Genomic DNA, 14372 nt, shown 5'->3' with positions numbered 1-14372 from the left:
TTGGAAAATGTGTAAGATATATAAGGAATAGGAGGAGATGGAATGAAGCTTACTAAAAAAACTACTGCTTTGTTGCTTACACTGGTTATGACAACCTCTCTGTTCGGGGGAACTGCGCTGGCTCAGGATGATATAACGGGCCATGAATATGCAGTTGGCCAGGCTGTGGTGACGGAAGGCACCCAGGAGCCTGATGATGTCCGGGGCAACGAAGCAGCAGAGAAAATTGAACCGGGCCAGCCCACAGGTGAAACTGATGAACTGTCTGATAAAGACAGCCAGACAGCAGAAGGACAGCCCGGAAAAGAGGAGGATGCCATAACAGGCATTTCCGAAACTGATGAGATAAAAGAGGACACTGAAGAAGCAGATCTTCAGGAGGAAGAGGGGACTGAAGAAGCAGATCTCCAGGATGGGGAGGAAGAGGACACTGAGGCCCAGGCAGAGGCAGAACCATATATCAGTACATACAGCATTGGGGCAGAAGTGTTCAGTGATGTCAGAAAAAGTGACTGGTTCTATTCTTATGTGTCCTATGTATTGAATAAAGGTATTATGACCGGAATGGGAGATAATATGTTCTCGCCGTCCTCTGAACTGAGCAGAGCACAGTTTGCGACTGTACTGTATCGGATTGATGGAAGGGAGGATGTTTCCTATTCCGGTCGTTTTCCGGATGTACCGGATGGAACTTTTTTCACGAAAGCAGTTTTATGGGCAAGCAGGGATGAGGTGGCAGTCATCAGTGGCTATGAGGATGGAAGATTTGGTTCTTCTGATATGATCACAAGAGAGCAGCTGGTTACGATGATGTACCGCTATGCACAGTATAAGGGCTGTCAGCTGGAAAAAGGAAAATCCCTGAATTCCTTCCCGGATGTGGCTAAGGTCAGCAGTTTTGCAAAAGAGAGCATGCAGTGGGCTGTGGGCAGCGGTATAATCAAGGGAGACCAGGGCAGCCTTAATCCGCAGGGAAACACGAGCAGGGCGGTTTGTGCAACGATTATCCAGAGATTCTGCGAGACGTTTCTGCCGGGGCAGCTTCCGGACATTGAAATCAGTGCAGGCGTCGGGAAAGTAACTGTCAGCAATTCTAGTAAAAAGGACGGGACATTTAAGGTTACAGTATCGGATGTGACAGCATCTCAGGCCATCCGCAGAGTGCAGGTTCCGGCATGGTGTTCCGATGACCAGAGTGATTTATATTGGTATACTGCAACACGGCAGTCAAACGGAACTTATGCTTTTACAGGGGATGTAAAGAACCATGGCTATCATGTTGGTACCTATAAATTACTTGTATATGTCGAGCTGGAGATGGGAATCCGTCTGAAGGCAGGGGAACAGAGCGCTAAAATCGAAGGCTCAGCGGCTAAGATGCGCGTGGACAGACATGTAGAGAATGTTTACAGCGAGGTCGGAAAGGATCTGAATGCCTGCTACTGGTGGGTCGTGAATAATGTAAGTTATTATACGCTGCCGATTCCGCTGGATCCGCCGGAGGGTTTTACAAGGGCCCAATGGTACTCTATCTGGGCTTTTGAACAACACCGAGGAAATTGCTACTGTTATGCAGCCGCCTTTTATTTCCTGGCTAAAGGGCTGGGTTATGACGCTGAATTCGTAGAGGGGCAGGTCGGTATGGCATCCGGAGGTTATGGGCCTCATGGCTGGGTCGTGATCAATATAGATGGCGCATCTTACATATGCGATCCGGAAGCTCAGGCAGAGATTGGCATATATAATTTCTATATGCAGCCAATCAACAGCCCGGTATTGCAGTATCGGTGGTAGAAAGGAATTAAACATCTATGGTGTTCAGCTCAATGGTTTTTATGTGTGTATTTCTGCCGGTAGTTCTAGTGCTGTACTATTTGCTGCCGACTCTGCGTTTAAAGAATTTTTTGTTAATCATTGCCAGTCTGCTGTTCTATGCTTACGGGGAACCGGTCTATGTACTGCTGATGATTTTCAGTATTATCATCAATTATCTGTTTGGCAGGACGATGGCAGCAGCAAACAGAAGTTTAAAAAAAGGGATGCTGGCATTATCGATCTGTGTAAATCTGGGATTTCTGGTGGTTTTTAAATATGCGGATATGATGATAGGTACGGTCAACCGGCAGTGTGGTATGGCGATACCGGAAGTCCGCCTGGCGCTGCCTATCGGTATTTCATTTTTTACCTTCCAGGCAATGTCGTATGTAATTGACGCTTACCGGCAGGATGTTAAGGTACAGAAAAATCTGTGGAATATGATTTTATACATCTCATTTTTTCCACAGCTTATCGCTGGGCCTATCGTTAAATACCATGATATAGAAAAGCAGATTACGGACAGGCATGCCGATCTGAAAGAGATTGCAGAAGGGATGCGCCGCTTTATCATAGGATTAGCCAAAAAGGTTCTGATCTCAAATACTGTGGCAGTGGCTGCAGACGCTCTGTTTGGGACTCCGATAGGGGAAATTAATATTTTCTCCGCCTGGATTGCCGCTATTGCCTATATGCTCCAGATTTATTATGATTTCAGCGGCTACAGCGATATGGCAATCGGGCTTGGGCATATGTTTGGATTTCATTTCCTGGAGAATTTCCGGCATCCGTATGTGTCTGGGAGCGTACAGGAGTTTTGGCGGAGATGGCATATATCTCTGTCTACCTGGTTCAAAGAATATCTGTATTTTCCTTTGGGAGGGAATCGGAAAGGAAAACTGCGGACCTGCCTTAATAAGATTATTGTTTTTTTTGCCACGGGCCTGTGGCATGGTGCGAACTGGACCTTCGTGCTATGGGGGCTTTGGCATGGGGCATTTCTTCTTCTGGAAGAGATTCTTCCTATTAAAAAACTACCGAAAGTATTCTGCCATCTGTACACTCTTTTAGTTGTCTGTATGGGATTTGTCATGTTCCGGGCGGATACCATTACCCAGGGAATTCAAATGATCGGGAAAATGTTTACGGGCTGGGACTTTAGTGCCGGGATGATAAACGTGGCGGTCAGCCAGATGAATCCGCTGTTTGACTTGACAGTTGTTCTGGGAGTGGTTGGAAGTATACCGCTTTTGGATAAGTTCAGGATGCTGTCGGAAAAAGCAGGCGGCAAGGGCAGGGCAGCAACTGCCGCAAGCTATGCGGGAAGTTTTATCTTGCTGCTGCTTTGTATGCTGAGCCTTTCCAGCGGCACATATAATCCTTTTATTTATTTTAGATTTTAGGAGAATACAGAAGATGAAAAATAAGAGATATCTGATATTTATCATACTGGTCTGGATTGTCCTTATAGTTCCCTTTGCCGGGATGACATTTTGGCCGACAAATACTACCTCTGAGAATACGGTTCTGGCAGAATGGCCGGCGATAAAAAATGAAGATGGATGGAATAAGGACTATTTATCTGAAATGGGCGAATATTTTGAGGATCACTTTGCTTTCAGGCAGTATTTTGTTACTGCAAATGCAGTAATACGAAGCAGAACGGTTAAGAGCCAGGCGACGGAGCAGGTGGTTCTTGGGACGGATGGATGGCTGTATTACAGTGGCACACTGGACGACTATCAAGGCAGAAATCTGCTGTCGGATAGGGAATTGTTTAATATTGTCCACAATCTGTCACTGATCCAGGAATATGTGGAGGGACAGGGCAGTACATTCCGCTTGACCATAGCGCCCAATAAAAACAGCCTCTACAGTGGAAACATGCCTTATTATTATCGGAAAGGGGGGGCGAATAATATTGCCATGCTCAGCTCCAGGCTTCTGGCTGCAGGAATTCAATATACAAATTTATTTGATGCTTTTAGATCCCGGGATGAGGTATTGTATTTTGAAAGAGACTCCCACTGGAACAACCGGGGCGCGGTACTGGCATATAACACGCTGATGGATTCTATAGGGCGGGAACACGAGACCTATCTGAACGTCCCTTATGAGATCCAAAAGGTGCATACGGGGGATATCGATGAAATGCTGTATCCGCTGGCTGCCGAACCGGAAGAAGAATATTTCTATGACAAACAGCAAAGTTTCAGTTATGTGAATGACGTGACCGATAATATGGACGAATGGATAGAAACGGTGAACCCTGATAAACAGGGAAGCATACTTATGTTTCGGGATTCCTTTGGAGAGAGTCTTCTTCCTTTTGTAGCAGATGAGATGGGAAAGGGGTATTTTTCAAGACTGGTTCCCTATAATCTGACACAGATAGAAGATCTGCATCCGGATTATGTCGTGATTGAAAAGGTTGAACGTAATATCAAAGACTTTATCGAGGATGTTCCAATTATGGAAACGTCCCAGGTAGAAGCAATATTTGCCCCGGAAGCTGTGACGGACTCCACAATAGAGACTTCAAAAGAAGGTTCGTATCTGCTGATAAAGGGTAGCATAGATGAAAAGTATATATCCGGGGACACAGAAATTACAGTATCTGTAAGAAATAATCAGACAATGGAATCCAGAACCTATAAAACATTTTATACAAAGACAGAAGAGGGAGACGGAAACGGGTATCAGCTATACATAAAGGGAAGCTCTGTACATGCCGGGCAACTCCATATTAATACAATTGTTACAAATAAAGGCCAGTCTTTTATTGTGGCCGGCAAAGATATACAATGGAACTAAGAAAAAGGACATTAGGAGGAAACAAGATGAAGAAAGCAGTGATCTGTCTGTTGATGGCAGTTTGTCTGTGTGCAGCAGCTGCCGGATGCAGCAAAAAAAATGAGGTTACAGAGAAAGAGGATAAAAAGCAGAGCACAGAAACAAAAACAGACGACAAAGAGGAGAAGGAAGAATATAAGGTGATCGGCACGAAGACAGATACGTCCTATGAAGTGCTTATGAAAAACAGTACCGGGAAAGATGTGACAGGGATTTCCATTAAGACATCGGATAAAACAGAATATCCGGCAAATATGATGAAATCAGATCAAGTTTTGAAAAATGGTGAGACGGCACAGCTTTATTACACGCCCGAGAAGACGGCGGATGCAAATGCGGCAGCCACGGACAAAGCCATTAATGTGGTTTACAATGTACAGCTGACTATGGCGGATGACAGTAAGCTGGAGTTGAGTTCGCTTGGCTTTGACGATATTTTGAAGGATGTAGAAATCTGCTTTGAAGATGATGTTGTATTTGCAAAATATGCAAGCAAGGCATCCGGAGATGAAGTGAGTACAAAAGAACAGGAACTTGGCGTGAAAGCACAGAAGGAAGTCCAGGCCCAGGCAGCGGCAGAAGCGGAAGCAAAAGCAGCAGCCGATGCACAGGCAGCGGCTCAGGCAGCTGATGTGCAGAGCGGTGCACAGGAGAATACAGACGATTATACAGACTATTCTTATGCAGAAGAGACACCGCAGGCACCTGCTGAGGATCCGGTGCCCCAGGAAACGGCGCCGGAACAGTCAGCAGATAATTGCCTGGATGGAGTCGTGATTAATCAGTAAATGTGATGAATAATCTGAATATATGGTAAATTATGGGGGATTCATGTATGCATTTTGGTCTTGCGTATGAGGTGAAGATACGTTATACTGATGGCATGGACTGTAGGGGGGACAGGTTTTAACCTGTAGCTGCAGTGTGACAAAAGACAGAGAGGAGTATACGTAAATGAGAAAGCAGAGGAAGACACTGCTGTGTATTCTGAGCCTGTGTATCTGCTTATTTGCAGGTATGTGGGGCTCATTTGACGTACAGGCAGAGGAGTACGAAGGCCGACCCATAACAGGCATGGATGAAGAGGGAAACATCTATGAGATAGAGCCTGAGGTAGGGCTGGTGGAGGAGGAAATCACAACATTTGCCAACAGCAGTGAGAAGATTGTGAATTTCAATACCAAAGGGAATGCGGTGACAGAATATACCGAAGTTGGTACAGGCGATGCAGGTTATACCAATGGAGCTTCGGGCGCAGATGCCGCATACCTGGGAGAATCGGGCGGGAAAGTAAAGTTTATGCTTTCAGGCGTGATAGGAGAAGTAAACAAAAGCGAAGTACAAGTGTTGAATAAATCATCGGCAAAGTCGTTGAGTTACTACACTGTATCAGGCGGATGGCTTGTACATAGAATTACAACAAATTTGAATAGCAGTAATTATGCAGGCAGTATTCGCTGTGGACGCGCCCCGTCTTTCCTGGCGGAGGGCAGTACATATTATAGTTATGATGGCCATTATTTTTATGCTTCAGATAAATTTGCGGTAATGCTGAATGATTATAAAAACAACAGCAGGAGCAGTTCCATTAATCCGGGCAGCCCATATTATAACTACTTTCAATATCTGCCTATGAGAAGCTCCAGTTCTTATTCTTCGGCGTCTATGGATTCCCTAATTGCAAGTGAGACCAGAACCGAGTCTAAGATGCGTGGAATAGGATCTTCCTTGGTAAGCCATCAGAATACATATGGAGTGAACGGCCTGCTGACGGCAGGAATTGCGGCAAATGAAAGTGCATGGGGAAACAGTAATCTGGCACTTACAAAGAATAATATTTTTGGAATAAATGCAGTGGATTCTAATCCGGATGATGCATTTTCTTACGCAAGTATAGATGTTTGTATCAAAGCATTTTCTGAAACTTATATGTCAAAAGGGTATTTAAATCCCAAGGACTGGCGTTATTTCGGCGGCTTTTTAGGGAATAAGGCCAGCGGAATTAATGTGAAGTATGCTTCTGATCCGTACTGGGGAGAAAAGGCTGCAGCCGCGGCCTGGTTCCTGGATGAAGCGGGTGGAAATCAGGATCAGAATGTATATACAATTGCAATCAAAGATACCATGGCGAACAGCCATCAGAATGTACAGGTAAGAGCCGAGAGCAATGCAGGTTCTACGGTTCTTTACTCAACAGGTACTCAGTCCAACACATCACTGCTGATTTTAGATAATACATCACAAAACGGTTTTTACAAAGTGATAAGCGATGGTGTGCTGAACAGTTCCCGAACGGGACTAGACGCTTCTTCAGGCAAATTCGATTTCAGCAGCATGTATGGTTACGTTGCAGCTGATAGTATCGTTATTGTTAATAAGGGGACAAACCTGGCAGGTGTTGACAGGTTTATGGATGTGGATGGAAGTGCATGGTTTTATGAGTATGTGAAGTTTGTATACGACCGTGGCATCATGACCGGTATGGATATGTTCAGGTTTGGACCGGGAGAAGATTTAAGCCGCGCGCAGTTTGCAACAATTCTCTACCGTATGGCCGGTTCTCCTTCTGTATCATACAGCAATGTATTCCCGGATGTGCAGGACGGTTATTTCTTTACATCTCCGGTGTTGTGGGCCTACGGCAATCAGGTCATAACCGGTTATGAGAATGGAACATTCGGCCCCGGAGATCTCATTACAAGAGAGCAAATGGCGGTGCTGATGTACCGGTACGCAAAATACTGTGGACTAGATACAAAGGACAGCGCTGATCTTAACAGTTTTCCGGATGCAGGCAAAGTCAGCGGATTCTCCCAGGAAGCCATGAGGTGGGCTGTGGGCGCGGGACTGATCCAGGGAGATCAGGGGACCTTAAATCCACAGGGAAATGCCAGCCGTGCACATTGTGCAACTATTATTACGCGGTTCATGCAGAAGTATGGACTGTAAGACACAAGGAACAAGGAGGAAATGTATGAAAGTAACTATGAAAAAAACGATGAAAAATGTCCTTCTGACATTTGCCCTGGTGATGTTTGGAACCCTGATTGCGGGATTCAATTCCAAGGCTGCCGGAAGAGTGGGCATGTCAATCTCAACGGAAGGTGAAGTGGCGGCTGACAAGCAGGTCACATTTGACTTAAAAGTTGAAAATGGAACTTCTGATATTACTTATGAAACAGGGCATCTCGCACTGGGTATCTTTTCACTTGACCCAAAGGATGACGTGAGCAGCTTTCAGTGGACTGCAGACAATGCAATCATCGTTAATCCTAACGACGCATCGGTTGCCGCAAACGCTGAAAAAATGGCACCTAAAGGTGAACTTAAGCTGAAGTTCTCCGGAACCCTTCCATCTACGTGGGATAAGGAAAGCTGCATGGCTGTTATGGCAATCAGCCTCAGGGAGGACGGCAGCTATGAGTTGATAGAGATGGCATTATATGGTGACCTGCCATATACGGACGTGACACGTCAGGACTGGTTTGTAAATTATGCAACAATGCTGTATAAAATGGATATCATGACCGGTATGAATGAAACGACCTTCGGGGGAGGGGAAAAGGTGAGCCGTGCGCAGTTCGCTACCATACTCTGGAGAATGGAAGACATGCCGGAAGCTGTATATGATGCAAATAGATTTCCTGATGTTCCGGATGGAGAATTCTTTACAAAACCCGTGATGTGGGCAAGCGATAAAGATGTTAACATTATTACAGGATATGCGGACGGAAAATTTGGAGCAGGCGATGAGATTACCAGGGAGCAGATTGCAGTTATGATGTATAGATATGCCCAATTTGCTAAACTGGACGTTTCAGGTGTGGGGGATTTAAGTGTATTTCCGGATGGAAAAGACGTGAGCGGATTTGCTGTTGATGCTATGAAGTGGGCGGTAGGAAGCGGACTGATCAGCGGAAATGGTGATGGAACTCTGAATCCCCAGGGAACTGCTGGAAGAGCAGAGTGTTCCGCAATCATCAGCAGATTTATGATGAGCGCAATTGGTACATTTGACAGCCAGGCAGAGGCTTTCGCATTAGAGCAGTAGAAAGACATTTAAGTATCAGAATATGAAACAGACATGATTTAAGATGAGGCAGCGATACGCTGGAAGGCGGCATTGCGCCTCATTTTTGCAGGGCATAAATAAGGGGAGGCTTAAATGAAGAAAGCAAAAAGAATAGTCGCGGGATTTCTGGCACTCGTGCTGTTGATGGGGATGGGCGTATCAGAGGCGGGAGCAGAAGAGCCGATGATTGAGAAGCCCTATCTGGGATTGGATCCTTCTACGGTTATTGATAGTGAGGCAGAAGTGCCTGATATACCCGATATGGAGGCTTACAGTGGGAGCAGTGCGGTTATTCAGATGGAGGGGTCTAAAAAAGGGATTCATGGGTCAGAATGGATGTCAGCCGGAGCAAAAGGGATGGTTGGTGTTAAACATGTGCTGCTGAACCTGGGCATCACTCAGTTTCTCTCGAATGGTGATACGGAGTATACATACAATGGAAAAACTTACATGTTTAATTCTAATTATTCGAAAGGATTTGAGAAGACAGTACGCGCCCTGAATGCAAAAGGGGTTACTGTAACGACTGTACTTCTGGTACAGGATGACAGAGGTCTGAAAGAATGGGAAGACTTGGTCTATAACTCGGAGCGGGGCCACAATTTTTATGCATTGAGTACAAAGACCGAGGAAGCGAGGGACACATGGAGTGCGCTTTTTGGTTTTCTGGCCGAAAAGTTCGGACAGCCCGGCTGTTTTATTGAAAACTGGATATTGGGAAATGAAGTAAATATGCCTTCCGCTTATAATTGGACCGGTACTCTAAGCCCGTCTACCAATGCAAAGGTATATGCGCAGTCTTTTATTTTGCTTTATAACGCACTGCAGGAACAGAATGTACAGCGTCAAGGTGTGGCAGATGCGAAGGCATACATTTCGCTGGACAGAAGCTGGAATAATAATGGAAATTATACAGGTATAGGGGCAAAAGATTTTCTTGACAGATTTGCTGCAGAATTGAACGTATTGCAGCCAGATGTGAACTGGTGTGTTGCATTTCATCCCTATGCGGTTGTGATGGATCCGACAAGTAATAAGTTTACAGAGTCTGAGAAACTGTTATGGGGAAATAATAAATACACACCGAATAATCTGAACGCACAATTTGTTACCGCGGCTAATCTAAATGTACTGACGGATTACGTGAAGAATACTTACGGTGCACAGCATAGGATTATCTTGTCTGAGCAGGGGTTTGATGCTAAGGGCGGAGAAGACTATCAGGCGGCCAGTCTGGCATATACTTTTTATGCCGGACAATTTAATGACATGGTCGATGCAGTTATTTTCAGAAGCTGGGAGGACAATCCAGATGAAATGGGCCTTCAGCTGGGCATTCTGGGAAGAAAGGCATATCAGGTCTTTAAGTATATGGATACGAATATTTATGGCGGGGCAACAAACCAGTGTTTGAATACAATTGGAATACAGAGCTGGAAGGATATTGTAAAAGGGTTTGATATGCACGGAATGGGGTACAGGGACGTATCTTATGACAGCTGGTATCTAGATGCAGTAAAAGCAGTTAACGATGCCGGATGGATGACTGGATTAAATGAAACTAATTTTGGTGCAGGAGAAAATCTTGGAAGAGGACAGTTCGCGACCATCCTCTATCGCATGGAGGGCAGCCCTCAGCAGGGATATGTCAATAAATTTATCGATGTACCGGATCATCATTTTTTCTCAATCCCGGTCAGCTGGGCAAACAGTATTGGAATTATTACAGGTTATGGACACGATAATTTATTTGGTACAGGCGATAATATTACCAGAGAACAGCTCGCAACACTGATATATCGTTACGCACAATATAAGGGGAAGGATACAGACGGAAGGGCAGATATGGGAAGATTCAGCGACGGAAAAAATGTAAGTGGATTTGCAGCGGAAGCCATGCAGTGGATTGTGAGCGAAGGAATTATTCAGGGTGAAGGGACGAACGGCCAGCTGAATCCGCAGGGACAGGTCAGCAGGGCCGTATGCGCAACCATTATTCAGAGATATTCCGGATTGTAAATAATGAATAGAATTGAGAAAGCAGTGGGAAGTCTATGTCAAAATGTAGGAAGGCAATAAGAGATTTAAGTCTAGTATTTATGACAACCATTCTGATCCTGAGCAGTGTAATTACCGTTTACGGGACAGATACAGAAGGCAGTAGAACCGGTAGCGCTTCCTATGTGCCGGGTGAAGTGCTCGTCTTGTATAGGGAGGATGTCTCAGAGGATCAGGCCGAGGTTATGGCTGAGGAACAAGGGGATGAAGGGATTGAGTTAATATCCGAGACTGCAGAGGGAAACATTGGGGTAGTTTCTGTTGCAGAAGATTCATCTGTGGAAGAGGCCATGGAGGTATATGCTGCCGATGACCGTGTTGTTGCGGTATCGCCAAATTATGAACTGGAGCTTTTCAACGACACGCCGGTAAACGACAGTTATTTCGGGCGGCAGGCTTATCTGCAGCAGATCAGAGTGCCTCAGGCCTGGGAGATCGTTAATCAAAAAGAACACAGCAAAGTAAAGGTCGCAGTCCTGGATACGGGAGCTGATATTGTTCATCCGGACTTAAAAAGCGTGCTGGATCTTGACAACAGCAGAGAGATATTGAATTCAAACGGATCCATGGGACCTCTTCAGGGAGATGGATATCAGAATGGTGTCTATTCTTCCGGAGGAGGGCATGGGACTCATGTCAGTGGGATTATTGCGGCACAGGCCAACAACGGCGAGGGAATAGCCGGTGTCGGAAGTGCTCTTGACAATTCCGTTGTGGATCTGATGGTAGTAGATGTATTTTCTCAGGATCAGAAAACGAGTGTGTCATATGTTCTAAAGGGATTGGAATATGCCAGAAATGCAGGGGCCAAGGTGATAAATCTGAGCCTGGGTATGAGAAAGTCAGAAATCGGTTTGTATGATGATCTGCTTAGCAGGATGTGCCGCAGTCTTGCGGATGAAGGAATCATCATCATATGTGCCGCAGGTAATTATGGTACTGGAGATAACGGGAGTATCAACGTGATTCCTTCGGATTATGACAGCACAATCAGCGTAATTGCTGTTGACAACAATATGCAAAAAGCAAGTAGTTCCTGCTATGGTTCCCTGAAAGACATATCAGCGCCTGGAGTAAAAATCTGGAGCACACTTAAGGGCGGCAGTTATGGAAATATGAACGGAACATCCATGGCAGCTCCGGAAGTGGCGGGAGTTGCCGCTATGATGTGTTCTCTAAATCCTGAGCTTTCGGTAGAAGAAGTAAGAACAATACTACAAGTTACAGCCACAGATATAGGAACGCCAGGCTATGATATTTATACAGGGGCTGGCATTGTAAATGCGCAGAAGGCAGTGGAAAGGGCAGCATCATTTTATGGGGGTGAAGAGGAAGTTACGCTCCCTTACAACGATATAAAGAAAAACGACTGGTTTTACGATGCAGCCGTCTATATGTACAAAAATAAAATAATGACAGGCCTTGAGCCTACAGTCTTCGGTGCGTCCGAGAAAGTAAGCAGGGCACAGTTTGCTACAATTTTGTATCGGGCATCAGGAGAAAATAAAACACCGTTTGCAGCCAGATTTCCGGATGTGAAAGACGGCCAGTTTTACTCAGAATCAGTAACATGGGCTGCAGACCGTGGAATTATCACAGGATACGAAAACGGAACATTCGGCCCCGGAGATTTCATTACCCGTGAACAAATGGCCGTCCTGCTTTACCGTTATGTACAATACCTCGGCGCTGATACGTCCAACAAAAACAGTCTTTCTCATTTCCCAGACGCCTATTCTGTAAGCCCCTTTGCGGAAGAAGCAATGCAGTGGGCCAACGCAGAAGGTATTATGACTGGTAATGGAGATGGAACACTGGCTCCGACGGCATCTGCAGATCGGGCGGCTTGCGCGACAATGATGATGAGGTTTATAAAGCAAATCGGGATTTAGCGACGAGCTTTAGTCTCGGCGCGGATGGGGGACGCCAAGCGAACTGTAAGCGGCAAGCCCTCCGGCCTGTATGGTCGGTTTAAAATCCTGACCGCTTAACGAAGAAGCTCTAAGGCGTTTTAAACCGACCATACAGGTCGGAGGGCTTGCCGCTTACAGTCCGCTTGGCTGGTTCATCCGACCGGTAGGCAAAGACTCGTTCCTAAGGTGGAGCCCGGACTCACCTCGTCATTCGCGTCCGCCATCCGTCAATGAGTCTAAAGCTCGTTAACTAACTCTCAATTTGTTGTTTTTGTATACAGAATTCTGTGGTACAATAGAAAAGATGAAAAACTTTAAAGGAACAAGAGAGAAATGGAGGGCTATATGGAAAGTAAGAAAATCATTCAGGTAGAAGAAAAAGTACCGTTTAAGATGCTGGTGCCCCTGAGCATTCAGCATATGTTTGCGATGTTCGGGGCATCTGTTCTGGTTCCATTTATATTTGGAATCAATCCGGCAATAGTACTATTTATGAACGGTATCGGAACACTGTTATTTATCTTAATTACAAAGGGGAAAGCACCGGCTTATCTTGGCTCCAGCTTTGCATTCCTGGCACCGGCGGGAATTGTTATCAGCAAATGGGGCTATAATTATGCGCTGGGCGGCTTTGTGGTCGTGGGCTTCTTTGGCTGTATCCTGGCTCTGATTATTTATAAATTCGGTTCGGACTGGATCGACGTTGTGCTGCCCCCGGCAGCTATGGGCCCTGTTGTGGCCCTGATCGGACTGGAGCTGGCAGGAACGGCGGCCTCAAACGCAGGACTGCAGGATGAGGTCATTAATCCCAAAAATGTTATCGTATTCCTGGCGACTCTGCTGACGGCCGTGATCGGATCTGTGGTATTTAGAAAATTTCTGTCTGTTATACCGATTCTGGTTGCAATCATTGTGGGCTATGTGGCCGCTCTGCTCTGTGGCATCGTGGACTTTACCGAGGTCGGCGCCGCAACCTGGCTGGCCATCCCTAATTTCGCAGCCCCAAAATTCAAATGGGAGGCAATCGTGATTATTCTGCCCGTGCTTCTGGTCATCGCATCGGAGCATATCGGGCATCAGATTGTAACGAGTAAGGTTGTGGGCCGGGATCTCTTAAAGGATCCCGGACTTCACCGCTCTCTTTTTGCGGATAACTTTTCAACAATGATTTCGGGCTTTATCGGTTCCGTGCCCACCACAACATACGGGGAAAATATCGGCGTTATGGCAATCACCAAAGTATACAGTGTCTATGTCATAGGAGGAGCGGCAGTGCTCTCCATCGTGTGTTCCTTCATTGGGAAAATGACCACACTGATCAGTACCATTCCAGGTCCGGTGATCGGAGGGATTTCTTTCCTGCTGTATGGCATGATCGGCGCGTCCGGTATCCGTATTCTGGTAGAGGCACAAGTAGATTACGGAAAATCCAGAAATATGGCAATGACATCCGTAATTTTCGTAACAGGACTTTCCGGTATATCCGTTCAGTTTGGAAGCATCCAGCTGTCAGGAATGGTTCTTGCCTGCGTCGTGGGTATGCTGATGGGGCTGATGTTCTTTATCCTGGACAAGCTGAAACTGACAAACGACAGAGAGGAAGCCTAGCCTGAAAATTCATTGCTGCAATATGTCTAATATTTTATTTTAACAGTACGCTA

At 45.8% G+C, this 14372-nt stretch carries 9 protein-coding genes; all 9 read left to right on the top strand.

Going from position 1 to position 14372, the window contains the following annotated elements:
* Positions 1-42: 42 nt before the first annotated feature.
* The 9 genes from MWG26_RS12760 (at position 43) to uraA (ending at position 14319) form a co-directional block, all read left to right on the top strand.
* Positions 43-1794, top strand: coding sequence for an S-layer homology domain-containing protein (locus MWG26_RS12760; RefSeq protein WP_025657186.1), 1752 nt, complete (start codon positions 43-45; stop codon positions 1792-1794).
* A gap of 41 nt (positions 1795-1835) precedes the next feature.
* Positions 1836-3218 carry an MBOAT family O-acyltransferase gene (locus MWG26_RS12755; RefSeq protein ID WP_309295986.1) on the top strand — a complete coding sequence of 461 codons (1383 nt, stop codon included), beginning with the start codon at positions 1836-1838 and terminating at the stop codon, positions 3216-3218.
* A gap of 13 nt (positions 3219-3231) precedes the next feature.
* A complete protein-coding gene (locus MWG26_RS12750; protein ID WP_117441167.1) occupies positions 3232-4629 on the top strand; it encodes an alginate O-acetyltransferase AlgX-related protein in 1398 nt (465 codons plus the stop codon).
* Between the two features lie 26 nt (positions 4630-4655).
* Positions 4656-5456, top strand: coding sequence for a hypothetical protein (locus MWG26_RS12745; RefSeq protein WP_025657190.1), 801 nt, complete (start codon positions 4656-4658; stop codon positions 5454-5456).
* Positions 5457-5622: 166 nt separating this feature from the next.
* Positions 5623-7617 carry an S-layer homology domain-containing protein gene (locus MWG26_RS12740; protein WP_025657191.1) on the top strand — a complete coding sequence of 665 codons (1995 nt, stop codon included), beginning with the start codon at positions 5623-5625 and terminating at the stop codon, positions 7615-7617.
* Positions 7618-7642: 25 nt separating this feature from the next.
* On the top strand, positions 7643-8719 hold the full coding sequence (locus MWG26_RS12735) for an S-layer homology domain-containing protein (RefSeq protein WP_173005757.1): 1077 nt from the start codon (positions 7643-7645) through the stop codon (positions 8717-8719).
* Positions 8720-8833: 114 nt separating this feature from the next.
* Complete coding sequence (locus MWG26_RS12730) at positions 8834-10759, top strand: DUF5722 domain-containing protein (RefSeq protein WP_025657194.1); 1926 nt, start codon at positions 8834-8836, stop codon at positions 10757-10759.
* 35 nt (positions 10760-10794) lie between these two features.
* Positions 10795-12690, top strand: a complete 1896-nt coding sequence (locus tag MWG26_RS12725; RefSeq protein ID WP_081733179.1) for a S8 family peptidase — start codon at positions 10795-10797, stop codon at positions 12688-12690.
* Positions 12691-13056: 366 nt separating this feature from the next.
* On the top strand, positions 13057-14319 hold the full coding sequence (uraA, locus tag MWG26_RS12720) for a uracil permease (RefSeq protein WP_025657196.1): 1263 nt from the start codon (positions 13057-13059) through the stop codon (positions 14317-14319).
* The last annotated feature ends 53 nt before the right edge of the window (positions 14320-14372 follow it).

Source organism: Faecalicatena contorta (assembly GCF_022835095.1).
Lineage (GTDB): Bacteria > Bacillota > Clostridia > Lachnospirales > Lachnospiraceae > Faecalicatena > Faecalicatena contorta.
The sequence above is the reverse complement of the archived record's forward strand: the minus strand, read 5'-3'. Positions and strand labels throughout refer to the sequence as shown.

What these genes read in the sequence shown, in the direction of transcription:
- MWG26_RS12760 (WP_025657186.1), top strand. Translation starts at nt 43, where the DNA reads ATGAAGCTTACTAAAAAAACTACTGCTTTGTTGCTTACACTGGTTATG.
- MWG26_RS12755 (WP_309295986.1), top strand. Translation starts at nt 1,836, where the DNA reads ATGTGTGTATTTCTGCCGGTAGTTCTAGTGCTGTACTATTTGCTGCCG.
- MWG26_RS12750 (WP_117441167.1), top strand. Translation starts at nt 3,232, where the DNA reads ATGAAAAATAAGAGATATCTGATATTTATCATACTGGTCTGGATTGTC.
- MWG26_RS12745 (WP_025657190.1), top strand. Translation starts at nt 4,656, where the DNA reads ATGAAGAAAGCAGTGATCTGTCTGTTGATGGCAGTTTGTCTGTGTGCA.
- MWG26_RS12740 (WP_025657191.1), top strand. Translation starts at nt 5,623, where the DNA reads ATGAGAAAGCAGAGGAAGACACTGCTGTGTATTCTGAGCCTGTGTATC.
- MWG26_RS12735 (WP_173005757.1), top strand. Translation starts at nt 7,643, where the DNA reads ATGAAAGTAACTATGAAAAAAACGATGAAAAATGTCCTTCTGACATTT.
- MWG26_RS12730 (WP_025657194.1), top strand. Translation starts at nt 8,834, where the DNA reads ATGAAGAAAGCAAAAAGAATAGTCGCGGGATTTCTGGCACTCGTGCTG.
- MWG26_RS12725 (WP_081733179.1), top strand. Translation starts at nt 10,795, where the DNA reads ATGTCAAAATGTAGGAAGGCAATAAGAGATTTAAGTCTAGTATTTATG.
- uraA (WP_025657196.1), top strand. Translation starts at nt 13,057, where the DNA reads ATGGAAAGTAAGAAAATCATTCAGGTAGAAGAAAAAGTACCGTTTAAG.